The organism is Marinifilum sp. JC120 (assembly GCA_004923195.1).
Lineage (GTDB): Bacteria > Desulfobacterota > Desulfovibrionia > Desulfovibrionales > Desulfovibrionaceae > Maridesulfovibrio.
Genome location: RDSB01000012.1, coordinates 19741 through 35423 on the forward strand (window position 1 = coordinate 19741; position 15683 = coordinate 35423).

General features: G+C 46.2%; 10 protein-coding genes. 9 read left to right on the plus strand and 1 reads right to left on the minus strand.

What is annotated here, in order from left to right; genetic code table 11:
• Positions 1-102: 102 nt before the first annotated feature.
• The 6 genes from D0S45_12605 to D0S45_12630 all read left to right on the plus strand — a co-directional run bounded on the left by D0S45_12605 (position 103) and on the right by D0S45_12630 (position 10322).
• The gene (locus D0S45_12605) at positions 103-492 is read left to right on the plus strand and encodes a hypothetical protein (protein ID TIH14647.1); all 390 of its coding nucleotides are present in this window, start codon (positions 103-105) and stop codon (positions 490-492) included.
• 159 nt (positions 493-651) lie between these two features.
• On the plus strand, positions 652-2010 hold the full coding sequence (nhaA, locus tag D0S45_12610; GenBank protein TIH14648.1) for a Na+/H+ antiporter NhaA: 1359 nt from the start codon (positions 652-654) through the stop codon (positions 2008-2010).
• A 15-nt stretch (positions 2011-2025) separates the two neighbouring features.
• Entirely contained in the window at positions 2026-4695 is a 2670-nt protein-coding gene (locus tag D0S45_12615) for a PAS domain S-box protein (GenBank protein TIH14649.1), read from the plus strand.
• Positions 4696-4709: 14 nt separating this feature from the next.
• Positions 4710-5768 (plus strand): response regulator, encoded by a 1059-nt coding sequence (locus D0S45_12620; GenBank protein ID TIH14650.1) that lies wholly within the window; start codon positions 4710-4712, stop codon positions 5766-5768.
• A gap of 264 nt (positions 5769-6032) precedes the next feature.
• Positions 6033-7043: an efflux RND transporter periplasmic adaptor subunit gene (locus tag D0S45_12625; GenBank protein ID TIH14651.1), complete on the plus strand. Its 1011-nt coding sequence runs from the start codon at positions 6033-6035 to the stop codon at positions 7041-7043.
• A gap of 114 nt (positions 7044-7157) precedes the next feature.
• The gene (locus tag D0S45_12630; GenBank protein TIH14652.1) at positions 7158-10322 is read left to right on the plus strand and encodes an efflux RND transporter permease subunit; all 3165 of its coding nucleotides are present in this window, start codon (positions 7158-7160) and stop codon (positions 10320-10322) included.
• A gap of 27 nt (positions 10323-10349) precedes the next feature.
• On the opposite strand, the gene D0S45_12635 is transcribed toward D0S45_12630, so the two are convergent.
• A complete protein-coding gene (locus D0S45_12635) occupies positions 10350-10811 on the minus strand; it encodes a GNAT family N-acetyltransferase (protein TIH14653.1) in 462 nt (153 codons plus the stop codon).
• Between the two features lie 440 nt (positions 10812-11251).
• Here D0S45_12635 and D0S45_12640 point away from each other — a divergent pair, with 440 nt between their 5' ends.
• From D0S45_12640 to topA, 3 genes are all read left to right on the plus strand, one after another.
• Positions 11252-12577, plus strand: coding sequence for an APC family permease (locus tag D0S45_12640; GenBank protein ID TIH14654.1), 1326 nt, complete (start codon positions 11252-11254; stop codon positions 12575-12577).
• 286 nt (positions 12578-12863) lie between these two features.
• Positions 12864-13157, plus strand: coding sequence for a phosphotransferase (locus D0S45_12645; protein ID TIH14655.1), 294 nt, complete (start codon positions 12864-12866; stop codon positions 13155-13157).
• Positions 13158-13280: 123 nt separating this feature from the next.
• Complete coding sequence (gene topA, locus D0S45_12650; protein TIH14656.1) at positions 13281-15683, plus strand: type I DNA topoisomerase; 2403 nt, start codon at positions 13281-13283, stop codon at positions 15681-15683.

Here is a 15683-nt window from a genome sequence, read left to right on the forward strand (position 1 = left end):
GTGACGAAATTATGTCCTGATCGTGAGTTCTTGTCTTTTTCAGGTCGTATTCGTTTTACCCGTTCCGGGAAGTGATAATACTCAACCAAGGAGTTTTGCAAAATGGAGCTGGAAAATTTTATTTCCGAATGGACTGAAGATCCTGCTGGTGTGAAAGATGTTTTTGTTGAATTCAAGCAGATTCTGGAATCTCTTGATAATACAGAAATTGAGTTCCACGCCCGTCCAGGGGTTACCTATTCTTTGCGCGGAGTGAAAAAAGGGCAGGATAAATGGCCCCTTTTTGTGATGGTGGATGTTATTGATGATGATCCCGCCAACCGCTGGCTTTCCGTATGCTTTTACGGTGACTGCATTACAGACCCTGATGAAATGGCTGATTTTGTCCCGGAAGGTCTTCTTGGTCAGGATGCCAATTGCTTTGATGCAGACGATGCCCAGCCCAAGGAATACATTGCGGCAAGAATCAGGGAAGCGCATTCAAATCAGTAGAACTATCAATCACATTGCAAGTAGCGGGTTCCAGTGTTGCTGGGGCCCGCTTTTTTCTGTTATTATTTTCTTTTAAGAATTTCCATCAACATACATTCCTGTTAGGGTGTGTTAACAAAAAAGGGTACCATCCATAAGTAGTATATTCAGGGAGTTCCTATGGGCAAAGCACAAGTTTTGACAAAGAACAGTGAGCCAAAAATTGATAAAATGCTCCAGCCATTTTATGAGTTTGTTAAGATTGAATCATCTGGAGGTCTGGTACTGATTATCGCAACTATTGTTGCCTTGATCTGGGCCAACTCCCCGTGGGCACATTTTTACGAAGCTTTTAAAAATATGCCGCTTACCATGGGGGCAGGGGATTTTATTCTCTCTAAGCCTGTTCTTTTGTGGATTAATGACGGGTTGATGGCTGTTTTCTTTTTTCTGGTCGGCCTTGAGATCAAGCGCGAGATTCTGGTCGGCGAACTGAATTCTTTCAGGCAGGCTTCACTTCCGATTTTCGCGGCTGTGGGCGGTATGGTTGTCCCGGCCCTTGCTTATGCATTTTTTAATAACGGAACCCCTTCGGCAGACGGCTGGGGAATTCCAATGGCTACGGATATTGCTTTTTCACTGGGCGTATTATCCATGCTCGGTGACCGGGTTCCGCTGAGCCTGAAGGTCTTTCTTACCGCAGTAGCCATTGTTGATGATATCGGGGCTATCCTTGTTATCGCAATTTTTTATTCATCTGGTATATCACTCTGGATTATCGGACTGGGCATGCTCTGTTTTGTGTGCATGATTGTTCTTAATAGACTGGGTGTGCGACATCCTCTTCCATATCTGTTTTTCGGTTGCCTGATGTGGCTAGCCTTTCTTAAGAGTGGAGTTCATGCCACTGTGGCCGGTGTGCTTGCGGCCATGACCATTCCCGCTTCCACCCGTATTTGCTGTACTGATTTTTTGATTCCCATGCGTAACCACCTCATGGAATACGAAATGGGCGGGGATAAAAACAGAGTTACTCTTTCCAATAAACAGATGCTTTCTGCTCTCGGAAATATGAACCGGGATGTTTTGATGGCCAGTCCTCCGTTGAAAAGGATTGAGCATAACCTCCACCATTTAGTGGCTTTCGGGATTATGCCTATTTTTGCTCTTGCTAATGCGGGAATAAATTTTAGTGGTGAAGGCGGCGGATTGGATATTTTTCACCCGGTAAGTCTTGGTATTTTCTCCGGTTTAATTGTGGGTAAAGTCATTGGAATATGTTTTGCCAGTTGGATAGCGGTTAAGAGCGGAATTGCCGAAATGCCCAAAACCCTTGTTCCCGGGCACTTCCTTGGAGCAGCATTGTTGGCTGGTATCGGTTTTACCATGTCCATTTTTATCACCACGCTTGCCTGGGATGCTTCCTCTCCGTTTATTGTGGAAGCCAAATTCAGTATTCTAGCGGCATCGATTGTTGCCGGAATTTTGGGATTCATTGTTTTGAGAGGTTGCTCGTTATCCACTAAGTGCGACGGGTAGGCCTATTTATTAATTATGCGCGAAACAAAGATTACTATTTTTAAATATATGGCAGTTGTGGCCTGTTTATTTCTGATACTGGATGTGTTCATCCAGTATCAGCTTTACCAGCGTTACAGAAATGATCAGAAATTTTCTGTTTATCACCAGACTGCGGCAATTCGAGCTCAACTTGAAAAGGAAGTGAATAGTAATCTTTTACTGATTCAAGGATTGGCTGACTATGTCTCATACCATCCTGAATTGCGCACGAGTGAACTGGAAAGTTACTGCCAGGGAATGATTTTCAAGTCGAAACTGATCAAGAATATCGGCGTAGCACCTGACTACATTGTTGATTATGTCTATCCACTTGAAGGTAATGAGGCCGTTCTTGGAATGGATTACAGATTTCATCCTGATCAGTGGGAGCAGGTAAAACAGGTTCATGATACTGGAAAAATGATTGTGGCCGGGCCGATTGATCTGGTTCAGGGCGGTAAGGGTTTTGTAGGCAGGGTTCCAGTTTTTGTGCGTTCCAATGAATATTTTTGGGGGATAGTTTCGGCGGTTATTGATTTGGATGAACTTTTTGTTCGTGCCGATTTATCCAGCACTCATAATTTAAATATTGCTGTACGCGGGGTGGATGGCAAGGGAGCTGACGGGTCTGTTTTTTACGGAGATCCCGAATTGTTTGATCCTGGAAAAAGAGCTGTACTGACGCAGGTTTCCCTTTCAAACGGCTCGTGGCAGCTTGCAGTCATGCCTGATGGCGGGTGGGGGGTAATTCCTCCCGGATCGCTTATCCTGCATGCGGTATTGTTCTTATTTGCTTTGAGTATTTCTTTTTTCATCTACAAGACCATCACCAAAAATGCTGAAGTTGAAATGGTCAAAACCAGTCTCAGTGAAGCACAGTCAATTGCCCATCTGGGAAATTGGTCCATGGATCTTTTAAGCGGTAAAATATGGTGGTCAAACGAGACCTACCAAATCTTCGGTGTGGTCAAGGGAGAATATACTCCGTCTAAAAGAGGTTTCTTTTCCAAGCTGGTTTATCACAAGGATCGAAAGCTTGTCAGTGATGCTTATCTTCAATCAATGGAGAGTGGGGAGTCGTATTCTTTGGACCACAGGATTGTGAGGCCTGATGGGGAAGTAAGATATGTTTCAGAGCGAGGCAGGTTCAATTACAACGCAGAAGGTGAGCCGATCCGTTCTTATGGAACTATCCATGATATCACTGAACGGCAGTTGATGGAAACTGAACTCAGGGAAAGCAAAGTCCGTTTTGATCACGTTACCAATAAGCTCAGCAGGAAGTTTATTTTTTTCTCGCATACAATTTATGGAGAATTTCTGCGTTTAAGTGAAGGTTTTGTCCATTTAGGGTATGGTTCGGCAGAAAGTGGGATAGGTAAACGGTGGATTGATTTGGTTGATTTTGCACCAGATTCTTTGACTAAAGCCATGGAGATGAATGAACAGGTGATATCCGGTAAATCTGATACCGTGGAGTATGAGCTTGAGTTTACAACCCCGGACGGTAACGAACGTTGCATGTCTGTGTTCGGTTATATGGCTTATGATTTTGAGCGGGATGAGAATGTCTTTGAAGGTGTCGCCATTGATATTACTGAGCGCAAGGAACGCGAGGAAAGGCTGAAAATTCTTACCCGGGCTATTGAAAACGCCCCGGTCTCTGTTGTAATTACTGATACTGAAGGTGATATAACATATGTGAATCCTTATTTCTGCAAAGAAACAGGTTATTCAAAAGAAGAAGCTCTGGGTGAGAATCCAAGGGTCCTCAAATCCGGTAAGCATGACGAAGTGTTCTACAAAGAGATGTGGGACACTATTGTAAGAGGGCAGACTTGGCGCGGTAACATTGTTAACAGGAAGAAGGATGATTCGTTATACTGGGAATCTGCTTCTATCTCTCCTGTATATAATGAAAAAAATGAATTGGTCAGTTACGTTGCGGTAAAGGAAGATATCAGCGATCAGAAAGAGCTTGAACGGCTTAAGGCTGATGTTGACCTCATTATGCGCCATGATTTGAAAACTCCGTTAAACGGTATTATCGGCCTGCCGGGATTGTTGTGCATGGATGATAACCTGACAGAACAGCAGCACGAACTTCTCAAGACTATTGAAAATTCCGGTAAGAGCATGTTGCACATGATTGATATGTCGCTGGATATGTTCAAAATGGAAACTGGGAAATATGATTATTATCCTTTGCAAGTGGACGTAATGAGTGTGGCAAGGCAGGTTGTTGATCATTGCAGATCAAAGATATCCGCCCAGAAAGTTACAGTTGAAATGCTGAGTTCAGGAGATAGCGATGGCGGGTCGCTTATTGTCTGGGGTGAGGAAAGATTGATTTATTCTCTTATTTCCGGTTTGCTGACCAACGCCATTGAAGCCTCGCCTTCCGGGGAAAAAGTAGTTATCGAATTTATGCGTAACGGAAACAGCAAAATTTCTTTTCGCAATACCGGGGTTGTGCCTGAGCAGATAAGAGATGTTTTTTTCCAAAAATATGTGACCTATGGTAAAGATAGCGGTACCGGACTTGGTACTTATTCAGCAAAGCTTATGGCTGATGCCATGCAATATGAAATTGAAATGACGACTTTTGATGAGCGTAACGAAACAGTGGTAGTCATAACGATTCCTGAAGAAAGGCCTGAATAAACGGGATGGTTTTCATGGAGTGCAAAAGAAAAATACTAGTTGTAGATGACGAGCCGCATAACATTATGTTGCTTGAAGGTATTTTGAGCAAACTTGGTCACGACGTGGTCGGAGCTGAAAATGCTATTGTGGCCCTTGAAAAGCTGGATCGATCCTTCGATCTTGTGCTCAGTGACGTGATGATGCCGGTCATGAACGGCTTTGAATTTGTGGCAAAAATCCGGGGAAATACCGAAACTCAAAACATACCGGTAATAATGGTCACAACCCTTTCTCAAAAAGGTGACCGGCTCAAAGCGGTTGAGGTGGGAGCCAACGATTTTATCACCAAACCCATCGATATTGTAGAACTTAAAGTGCGTACCGAATCTATGTTGCGCCAGAAAGCGCAGCAGGATGAAATCGCTGCTTTTCAGTTTGATTTACATGAAATGGTGGAAAGCCGGACCCTTGAATTACGCGAAGCCCTGTCCAAGCTTGATGAAGCACATGTTGAGACTATTCATCATCTTTGTGCGGCAGCTGAGTATAAAGATGAGGAAACAGCTAATCATTTAATCAGAATGGCTGAATATAGTCGCATTCTTGCTGAAAAGAGCGGCCTTGATAAAGAAACCGTTCAATTAATCCATACCAGCAGTCCCATGCATGATATCGGTAAGATAGGTATTCCGGATCGTATTTTACTTAAGCCCGCCAAACTTACGCCCAAAGAGTGGGATGTTATGAAAAGTCACGCCGTTATTGGGGGAAGTATTCTTTCCATGGGCAGCTCCGAATATATTGATATGGGGGCAGTTATCGCCTTGAGTCATCATGAGAAATGGGACGGTTCCGGGTATCCTTCCGGTTTGTCCGGGGATGATATTCCTATCCCGGGAAGGATTTGCGCTGTTGCGGATGTTTTTGACGCTTTGACCAGCCGCCGCCCGTATAAGGAAGCCTTTTCTGTTGAGAAATCCCTCGAGATTATGAAGCAAGGACGTGGGGTGCATTTTGATCCTAATCTGATTGATATTTTTTTTGCTAATCTTGATGAGATACTCGCCATTAAAGAGAGTTGTGCTGACTGAGTATCCAGACCAGATTTTTAGTCTTTTATAACAAATACCCTGAGACCGGCCATTGCATTTGATCAAAAATGCATGGTCGGTCTTGTCTTTTGTGCTTAGTTAAAAATTCAGTGAATTAAATACCAGAGCTGTTGAATCTGATTTACTATGACCATAGCGTTTGGCAACATTTAGTTATGATGATAATAACCCTCGGGATGTTTTGGGGCGGGTAGCATGTGCTTTTCGCTTATTGATGAATTCGGCTAGATAGAGGATAGATTAATGAAACATATTATGATTAGAACAGCGGTTATTTATATATTGCTTATTCAAGCTGGATGGGTTGGTCCATCTGCATCGGAAGCATTAGCGGCGAGTGGTAAGACCTTCAAGGCCTCACAGGCTTCAAGGGTAATCACCCTGACCGGGTTTACCCGTCCGAGGGTTGCCATGACTCTTGTCAGTGAAGAGTCTGCCGTGTGTACCAAGGTGTACTCCGATGTAGGTGATACAATGGGAAAGAGCGGACGTTTTGCCGAACTAGACCCCACCTTTATCAAGCTTGAGATAGCGCAATTACAGGCTGATTTTAAGCGACTCCGTTCTGATTTGAATTATTATGATAAGGAAGCCAAGCGCTATACCAAGTTGGTTAAGAGAAATACAGCTGCTCAATCTGAGCTGGATCTTCATATTCGTAATTTTGAATCAGCGGAATCACTGCTCCGTTCCACTCAGCTCAAGTTGAATGTGGATCGCGAACATTTGCGTCGCTATACCCTGCGCGGACCTGCTGGATGGCGGGTGATCAAGCGTTATATTGAACCGGGAGAATGGGTTAACAATGGTGAGAAAGTAGCCGAGCTGGGTAATTTTAAAACTCTCCTTGTGCCCTACGCTCTGACTATTCCAGAACTCAAGAAGATCCGTAAATCAAGTAATATAACTCTCAAGCTGCCTGACCTTTCCATTAAAGTTCCTGCCAAACTGGAACGCATCTCTCCGGATTTTGACCCTGAAACCCGCAAAGTGGAAGTGGATTTTGAAATTAGCAAGGGCAAGTTTGAATTCCGAGGGGGCTTAAGAACCGAACTGGATATTGAAATGCCCGATCCCGGCGGGGCTGTAGTGGTTCCCAAGTCCGCACTACTTAAAGCCTATGATGATACTTTTATCGTTCGCCCGGATGGTGTGCGGGTAAAAGTTCTCGTGCTTGGTGATACTGAAGATGGAAAAGTCAGGGTCTCATCACGGGCTGTAAAAGCAGGCGAAGAATTTTTAGCTAAGCCATAGCAATATCTATATTTACCAGCAGCGAAGCTCGATAAAAGTTTTAGGAGAGTCCAGAGAACCCTTTTTCAAAAGGGTTCTTTGGTCCCCGAAGGGCCGCCGGAGGCATCCCACATCATGAAAAAATTAATGCGTTTTACACTTAAGCAGACGGTTTTTATCAACGTCATTTTCATCTTGTTGATGATTGTTGGAGTCTTCAGCATGGCTGATTTGCCTGTTGAGCGTTACCCCAACGTTCATATGGGCAAGGTGGTTATTTCCGGTTTCCTTCCCGGTGCATCCCCTTCGGACGTGGAAGCTCTGGTGACCAAGAAAATCGAGGATGCCTTGGATGACCTTGAAAATGTGGAATACATCCGCTCAAGATCGTTCCGGGAACGGACCAGCATCATGGTCAAGTTTCTCGATGATACCGACTACGCCAAAGGTTATGATGAATTGCGTTTCCGGGTGCTTTCCATCCAGAACGACCTGCCCCGTGAAATGGACCCGCCAACTTTCACGGAGATTAATGTCAGCGAATGGCTACCGGTAATCAGGGTCTGCCTTGTGGGAGACCGCGCCAACAGGGCTTTGTCCATGATGGCTGATGAGATGAAAATTCAGCTGCGTAAAATTCAGGGCGTAAATGAAGTTGAAGTGGAAGGGGAATATACCCGTGAATTCCATGTGAATCTCGACCCACACAAGCTAGTGCGCTTCAAGTTGACGTTTGATGATGTGGCTCGTGCTTTGGCCGATGCCAATATTTCCATTCCGGCAGGTGATTTTTCCGCAGCAGGCGGCGAGTATGTGATTGTTGTGGATGAGCGGTTCCGTACCCGCGAGGAGATCGCCGATACAATCGTGCGTATGGATGGCGACGGATCATTCGTAACTGTGGGTGATGTGCTGAGTGATGCGCGGGTTTCCTACCGTGATCCGCAAGTGATCACTTCCATTAATGGTCGCAGTGCAGTTACACTCAAAGTAGTGAAATCCTTGGATGGTAACGCGGTGACCATTGCTGAGGAAGTGGAGAAGATTGTTGATACGTTTAAGGGGGCTCTGGAGAAAGAAGGGGTAGAACTAATCCTGACCAGTGACCAGCGTCTGCACATTGAAGATGCCATCAGTACGCTGGGTCTGAACCTTTTGGTGGGGATTGTGCTTGTCTTTGTGGTTATCTATCTGGTTATGGGTTTCAGGAATGCCATGCTGACCACCATCGGGGTGCCCTTTGCCTTTTTGGTGACCATGATCATTATGAAGCTGACCGGGAATTCGCTTAACCAAATTACCCTTTTTTCCTTTGTGCTGGTCAGCGGGATCATAGTGGATGACGCCATTGTGGTGGTGGAAAATATTTTTCGCCATGTGCAGGAAGGCAAATCTTTAGAGGAAGCGGTAGTGGATGGTGCTTCTGAAGTTTTTCTGCCTGTTCTTTCAGCTACAGCCACCACCGTGGCCGCTTTTCTGCCCATGCTGATTATGACCGGATCTACAGGTGAATTCTTCGCGCAGGTCCCCAAGGCGGTAACTTTCGCGCTTATCGCCTCATTAATTGAGTGTCTGCTGATTCTGCCTGCGCATTTTCTGGATTGGCCCGGTGCCAAGGGGCTGATGAAAAACAGGGAAAAGCATACCCGCGAGCCTGCTTTCATGCGTCCGCTGCGCAGATGGACCGATAAATTCCTTTCTGTGGTCGCCCGGTTCAGGTTTATTTCGCTGGGCGTTGTTTTCGGGGCTTTTGTTGCAGCTATTTTTATTCTTGGGGTTTCCGTTTCCGGGAAACTTCCACTGATCAAAATCAAATTTTTCCCGGACGACTATTCTCTATATTACATTGAATTGGATGGCCCGGAGGCTACACCCATTGAGGTTACTTCGGATAAGTTGAAGCGCATTTCCGTGTTTGTGGAAAAAATGGGTCCGGGCATGGCAAAGTCCGCCACCGCCTTTGCCGGGTTTTACCAGAATGAGGATTATGAAATGGTCCATGGGTCCAACCTCGGTAATATAGTGGTGGAGCTTCCGGCCAAGGATAAGCAGTCTTTTGCGGATGAGCCGGAAAATGATCCGGGTGCGCATCTGGAATACATGCGTAATGAACTTGAAAAATTTGCCCAGCCGGGCTGGACTTTCAGAGTTCGACCTGAAAAGGACGGGCCTCCCGCAGGCAAGGACCTTAATATCAGGGTTTTGGGTGCAGATCATGCTTCTGTGAAAGGGCTTACTGCGGAGATTATGAAATTTATCAAGGAGAATGATAAGCTTGGTCCACATCTGGTCAACCTTGCCACTGACGATGGTACGCCAAACCGTATTTTCAGATTTAAACCCATTAATGAACGGGTTGCTGAATACGGGCTGACCCCGAAACAGGTGGCCAGCCTCTCAGGTTCTGTGCTGGATGGTCGCTTTGTGGGTGAATTCAGGCTTTCCGATGAAGATGTAGACCTGCGCCTTAAGATTGATCCCCGCTACCTAAATAACCCGGAGGATGCCCTTTCCGTACCCGTGCTGGAACATAATGAAAGCCCGGTCAGGATCGGCGATATCTGCGATGTATCCATATATATGGAACCGGGGCAGTTTAACCGCTTTATGAGTCAGCGGGCAGTGACCATCACCGCCAATATTAAATCCGGATCGCGTCTTTCATCTCCGGCAGCGGTGAATATAGTCAGTGAATTCTATGATTCCGTGCGCGATGATTTTCCCGGTGCCACCGTGAACTTCTCCGGTGAATATGAATCCACCCGCAAGTCTTACACTTCGCTGATTTACGCCTTCATGACAGCTATCCTGATCATCTACCTGATTCTGGCTACCCAGTTCCAGTCTTATGCCCAGCCGGTGATCATTCTTTCTGCTGTGATCTTTTCCCTGACCGGGGTGATTTTGGGAACATTTTTTTCCCAGACTATTTTTACGGTGAACAGTTTTATTGCCACAGTGGGGGTAACCGGGGTTGTGGTCAACGATTCGCTGGTGCTGTTGGATTTTATGAACAAGCTTTATAAATCGGGCATGAGCCGTAAAGATGCCATGCGCGAGGGCGTCCGTATCCGCTTGCGGCCTATTCTTTTAACTACCCTGACCACCACGTTGGGACTGCTGCCAATGGCGGTGGGCTTTCCCTCCTATTCACTCGTCTGGGGAGCCATGGCTTCAACATTTGTGACCGGACTTTGTACCGCTACTTTCCTGACTTTGTTCATTATCCCCATTGAATGGGATTTATTAATGGGTTTTATGGAGTGGCGTGAAAAAAGAAAAATGCAAAGTGCAAACTAATACTGGCTAATTGGCCCTGAACTGAATTCAGTTCGGGGCCTTTTCCATGACTACAGTTTTAAATCCCGCAGGATTTACGGGGCCTTGCTTGGTTTGTTTGAAACCTAATTTTTTGTAAAGCTTTACTGCCGGTGTCCCGGATTTTATTTCAGGAGCAAAGGTGGTGACTGTAATGGGCCGTTCGTTGCTCAATTTCTTTATAGCGTAGTCCAGTAGTTCGTTGCCTATTCCTTTGCCTCTGGCTTTTTTAGCTACAGCAAACCAAGCAATTTCGTTAAGTTCTGGGACTATAACAATTCCTCCAAGTAACTCTAAGGTCTGATTTTGCTTATCTTTAATAGAAAAGGCAGTACCCTTTTCTATTGCTTGTTTTAATCCCTCGTGGAATCCTGGTTCATCCGCCATGGGGCCAAATAAGTGCTCCACTTCTCTTGCCAATTCAATCCATTTGTCAAAATCTGAATAAATTGCAGAATTTATTGAGGTCATTATTTTACTTCCTGATTATATTGTTTTGCTCAGTTGTTGCTGATAATTGTTTTAGTGGTAAAATTCAATAGTTAATTCGGTTGTTTATGACGGGGTATTACCCACATACCTGTGGGGTCTTGAACTCTGCTGTTCTTATTCGGATAAAATAGTGTAATTCTGATATATAACGTATAAAAACTAGTTTTTTTTGCTAAAAAACGCAAAAAAATCTGGACAGAACCACATTATCCGCGCAAGTAAAACTGTTTGTATCTTGTGTTAAGTAGCTGTGCACAAGTTTTATGTATCTCCAGCAGGGATTGTGTACGGCTACAGACCATTGATATTTTTATTGCGCGAAAGGTTGCTTTCCTGAATTTGATTTTCCAGATTGTCTGTTGCTTTTTGGATCAGGGGAAAGACGTTTGGAAGAAGTGTAAAAGGGGTGATTGTTAAAAATGGATAATTTACAGAAGAAATACGGTTTCTGGACTGCAACCGCTATGGTTGTGGGGATTGTAATCGGCTCAGGGGTTTTCTTTAAAGCCGATGACGTTCTTAAGGCTGCGGGTGGCGATCTTCCCACTGCATTGCTTGCATGGCTGATCGGTGGTTCCATCATGGTTGTTACCGCATATGTTTTTTCAAAGATCGCGACCCGTATCGAGAAGGTTAACGGTCTGGTTGACTATTTTGAAGAGGCTTACGGTGAGAAGGCCGGTTATATGGTCGGCTGGTTCATGACCTTCATTTATTATCCCACTCTCGTAGCTGTTCTGGCTTGGGTTTCCGCCAACTATTCCGTGGGACTCATGGGAATGAAGGATATGCTTTGGCCCCTGTCCTTTATTTATCTGACCGTATTTTTCCTGCTCAATTATTATTCTCCGGTTCTGGCCGGTAAGTGGCAGGTTTCCTCCACTGTAATCAAGCTGATCCCGCTCGGTCTTGTTGCTGTTGTCGGTGGTCTTGCCGGTCTTTCCAGTGGGCAGACTATGCAGAACTTCATGCAGACCGCAGAGCATATTTCCGGTAGCGGAGGCGGTCTTGCTGTGGCGACTCTTTCTACTGCCTTTGCTTATGAAGGCTGGATCATCGCTACCGTTATCAACGCCGAACTTAAAGACGCTAAAAAGACCCTGCCCCGCGCACTGGTTGTCGGTACCATCGCGGTAATGACCATCTACATGCTCTACTATCTGGGTATTTCCGGCGTACTGACCAACGAACAGGTACTTGCTGAAGGCGACGCCGCACCTGTACGTGTTATTGAAATGATTTTCGGCAACGTGGGCGGCACCCTGCTGACCGTGTTTGTTATCATTTCCTGCCTCGGTACCCTTAACGGTCTGATCATGGGTTCCGCACGCGGTATGTTTTCCATTGCTTCTCGTAATCTCGGTCCCCGTGCTGATCTTTTCAAGCAGGTCAACCCGGTTACCAACAGCACCAGCTGGTCCGCAATCATCGGTTACTTCCTGTCCTGCTTCTGGCTGGTAGTCTGGTACGGTAACTTCCACGGCTGGTGGGGCCAGTTCATGGATGTTTCCGAACTGCCCATCGCGTTCCTGTACGTGATCTACATCTCCATCTATATCTGGGTGATGAAGACTTTTACTGATCTCGGACCATTAAGCCGCTTTCTCTGCCCGGTACTGGCAGGATGCGGTTCCGTGTACATCATCTGGGGTGCCATCCAGAAGGATATGTTCATCCACTTCCTGATTGTCTTCTTGCTGATTCAAGCAGCAGGGGCCATGTTAATGAACAGCTCCAAACGCTAATTTAAAAAGCCCGCACTACGCGGGCTTTTTTTTGATGTCTCCGACGGCTGGGGAAGGGGAAACTCTTGCAAGGGTTTCCCCTTCCCCAGACCCCATCCCCTTCAGAACCTTTTAATAAGCTTCGCTCTTTTAAATTTAAAACTTGAATAAATTTCAAAAATATACGTACATTTTTAAAAAAGTAAGCGGCGAAGCCCTAAGAAATGGTTTTGGGATTCTTAAACCCTTTTGCAAAAGGGTTTAAGGCCCCCGGCAGGGCCCTCGGAGAGCCGCCGGAGGCATTAATATGGCTACACTTGACGAAAAGCTTGCTGAGCTTAATAAGAGATATGCAGCAGCTCTTGGTGGGCGTGTTGCAGAGCTGGAAGGTTATCTTTTAGCTTATGAAAGCGGCGGATTTTCTGCTGATCTGGAAAAGCTATACAAAAATGCCCATGCTGTGGCAGGTTCGGCGCGTACTTTCGGATTGCCCGAAGTTACAGTCAAAGCCAAGGAGCTGGAACTTTCCGCTCGTGATGGCAATGACACAAAAATTTTACATGAAAAGTTATCAGCGTTGAAAAAATGTATTTCTTCCTGATTTTTTGGTTGGTTAAAAATAAGTTTTAGTTAAAGGATACACCATTCACATAAGCTGAAAAGCTTTGGATGACCGTTTTTTATGGTTGCATAGTGTCAACTTGATGGTTATAGGCTGCAAACTATGAGCAAAGATTTGATTGTTGTTGAGTCCCCGGCAAAGGTGAAGACTATCAGTAAGTTTCTTGGCAAGAATTACCAAGTGGCCGCATCCGTCGGTCACGTGCGTGATCTGCCCAAGAACAAGCTTGGAGTCGAAGAAGATGGTGATTTTACCCCCCAGTATCAGGTCATTCCCGGTAAGGAAGATGTGGTCAATAAGCTTAAGAAGGCAGCGGCTAAAGCCGATCATGTCTTCCTGGCACCTGACCCCGACCGCGAAGGGGAAGCTATTGGTTGGCACGTTGCGGCCATTATCAAGGAAGTGAACGAGAACGTCAGTCGTATCCAGTTCAACGAAATTACCGCTAGGGCTGTAAAAGAAGCCCTTGAACATCCGAAGCCGCTCAATGAACAGCTTTTTGATTCACAGCAGGCACGTCGTATTCTGGACCGTCTGGTGGGTTACAAAATTTCTCCCATTCTTTGGAAAAAAGTTAAAAGAGGTATTTCCGCAGGGCGCGTACAATCCGTTGCGCTCAAGCTCGTAGTAGAGCGGGAAAAGGCCCGACGTGCTTTTATTCCTGAAGAATACTGGCTCTTCAAGGCCCATGTGGAAGGCAAGAACCCGCCGCCATTTGTGGCTGATCTCTGGAAAGTGGACGGAAAAAAGGCTGAGATAGGTTCTGCTGATGAAGCGGAAGCTCTCCAGAGTAACGTAAAGGGTGTACCTTTTGAGATTACCGACCTTACTGAAAAGGAACGTAAGCGTAATCCTCTGCCGCCCTACATTACCTCCACTTTGCAACAGGACGCTAACCGCAGACTCGGTTATTCCGCCAAGCGGACCATGACCCTTTCCCAGCGTCTCTATGAAGGTGTTGAGCTTGGTGATAAGGGCACAACAGCACTGATTACCTATATGCGTACTGACTCTGTACGTATTGCCGATGAAGCGCGTGATACCGCCAAGAAGGTTATCCTCGATAAATACGGGGATGAGTTTTACCCGGCCAAACCTCGGGTCTATAAGTCAAAAGGCGGGGCACAGGATGCTCACGAAGCGATCCGCCCGGTTGACGCGACAATTATGCCTGAAGATGTGAAGCCTTTTCTTCCGGCTGACCAATTCAAAGTCTACAAGCTTATCTGGAACCGCTTCATCGCCTCCCAGATGGCCCCGGCCCGTTTCTGGGATACTGTAGTCACCATTCAGGCCAAGAACACCATCTGGCGTTCCAAGGGCGAAAGATTGCTCTTTCCCGGTTTCATGCGTGTTACCGGAAAGACCGGTGATGAAAAGCTCATTGAGTTGCCCAAGCTGGAAAAGGGCGAAGTTCTCAAGGTTGACAAGATTGACAGTGAGCAGAAATTCACTCAGCCCCCGGCCCGTTATTCCGAAGCTTCCCTCGTCCGCGAGTTGGAGGAGAAAGGTATCGGTCGACCGTCCACCTACGCATCCATTATTTCCACCATTCAGGATCGCAGTTACGTGAATCTTGAGGAAAAGAAATTTATTCCTACGGAACTCGGTTTTGTGGTCAGTGACCAGCTTTCCGAGCACTTTAAGGAGCTTATGGATGTAGGGTTCACCGCTGCCATGGAAAAGCAGCTTGATGATGTTGCTGAAGGCAAGATCGAGTGGACCTTTTTGATGAAAAATTTCGTGGACGGATTTTATCCTACCCTTGAAACCGCATCCAAGGAAATGAAGCGCGGCGGAGAGGATACCGGAATTGTATGCGAAAAATGCGGTTCACCCATGGTTATAAAGTTTGGACGTACCGGGGAATTTCTCGGCTGCTCCAACTACCCGGACTGCAAAAGCATCGTCAACTTCACCCGTGATGAGAAGGGTAAGATTGTAGTTCTGGAAGAAGAACCGCCGGAAGAGACCGGGGTTACCTGTGAAAAATGCGGCAACCCCATGGCTATCAAACGTTCCAGTCGCGGAGAATTCCTCGGTTGTACCGGATATCCTGATTGCCGCAATATCAAGAACTTTGAACGTGATGATGACGGCAAAATTAAGGTTGTGGAAACACCCTCAGCCTTGATAGTCGGCAAATGCCCCGATTGTAAGGATGGGGATCTGGTCATTAAGCATGCCCGTACCGGAAGCCGCTTTATTGCCTGTTCCAATTATCCGGACTGCAAGCACGCCAAACCATTCTCCACCGGGGTCAAATGTCCTCGTGAAGGGTGCAAGGGTGATTTGGTGGAAAAAAGCTCCCGTCGCGGAAAACTTTTTTACTCTTGCGATCAGTACCCGGATTGCGATTACGCAGTCTGGTATCCACCCATTGACGGCCCCTGTCCCAAGTGCGGACATCCGGTGCTGGTTAAAAAGACCACCCGGGCCAAGGGCGAGCACATCGCCTGCCCTGAAAAAGGCTGCGGCTATGTTCAGGGTGAGGAAGAAGGCTAA

Excerpts from the sequence above, each read along its gene's own strand:
- D0S45_12605 (TIH14647.1), top strand. The coding sequence starts at position 103 with ATGGAGCTGGAAAATTTTATTTCCGAATGGACTGAAGATCCTGCTGGT.
- topA (TIH14656.1), top strand. The coding sequence starts at position 13,281 with ATGAGCAAAGATTTGATTGTTGTTGAGTCCCCGGCAAAGGTGAAGACT.
- D0S45_12630 (TIH14652.1), top strand. The coding sequence starts at position 7,158 with ATGAAAAAATTAATGCGTTTTACACTTAAGCAGACGGTTTTTATCAAC.
- D0S45_12640 (TIH14654.1), top strand. The coding sequence starts at position 11,252 with ATGGATAATTTACAGAAGAAATACGGTTTCTGGACTGCAACCGCTATG.
- D0S45_12615 (TIH14649.1), top strand. The coding sequence starts at position 2,026 with ATGCGCGAAACAAAGATTACTATTTTTAAATATATGGCAGTTGTGGCC.
- D0S45_12620 (TIH14650.1), top strand. The coding sequence starts at position 4,710 with ATGGAGTGCAAAAGAAAAATACTAGTTGTAGATGACGAGCCGCATAAC.
- D0S45_12635 (TIH14653.1), bottom strand. The coding sequence starts at position 10,811 with ATGACCTCAATAAATTCTGCAATTTATTCAGATTTTGACAAATGGATT.
- D0S45_12625 (TIH14651.1), top strand. The coding sequence starts at position 6,033 with ATGAAACATATTATGATTAGAACAGCGGTTATTTATATATTGCTTATT.
- nhaA (TIH14648.1), top strand. The coding sequence starts at position 652 with ATGGGCAAAGCACAAGTTTTGACAAAGAACAGTGAGCCAAAAATTGAT.
- D0S45_12645 (TIH14655.1), top strand. The coding sequence starts at position 12,864 with ATGGCTACACTTGACGAAAAGCTTGCTGAGCTTAATAAGAGATATGCA.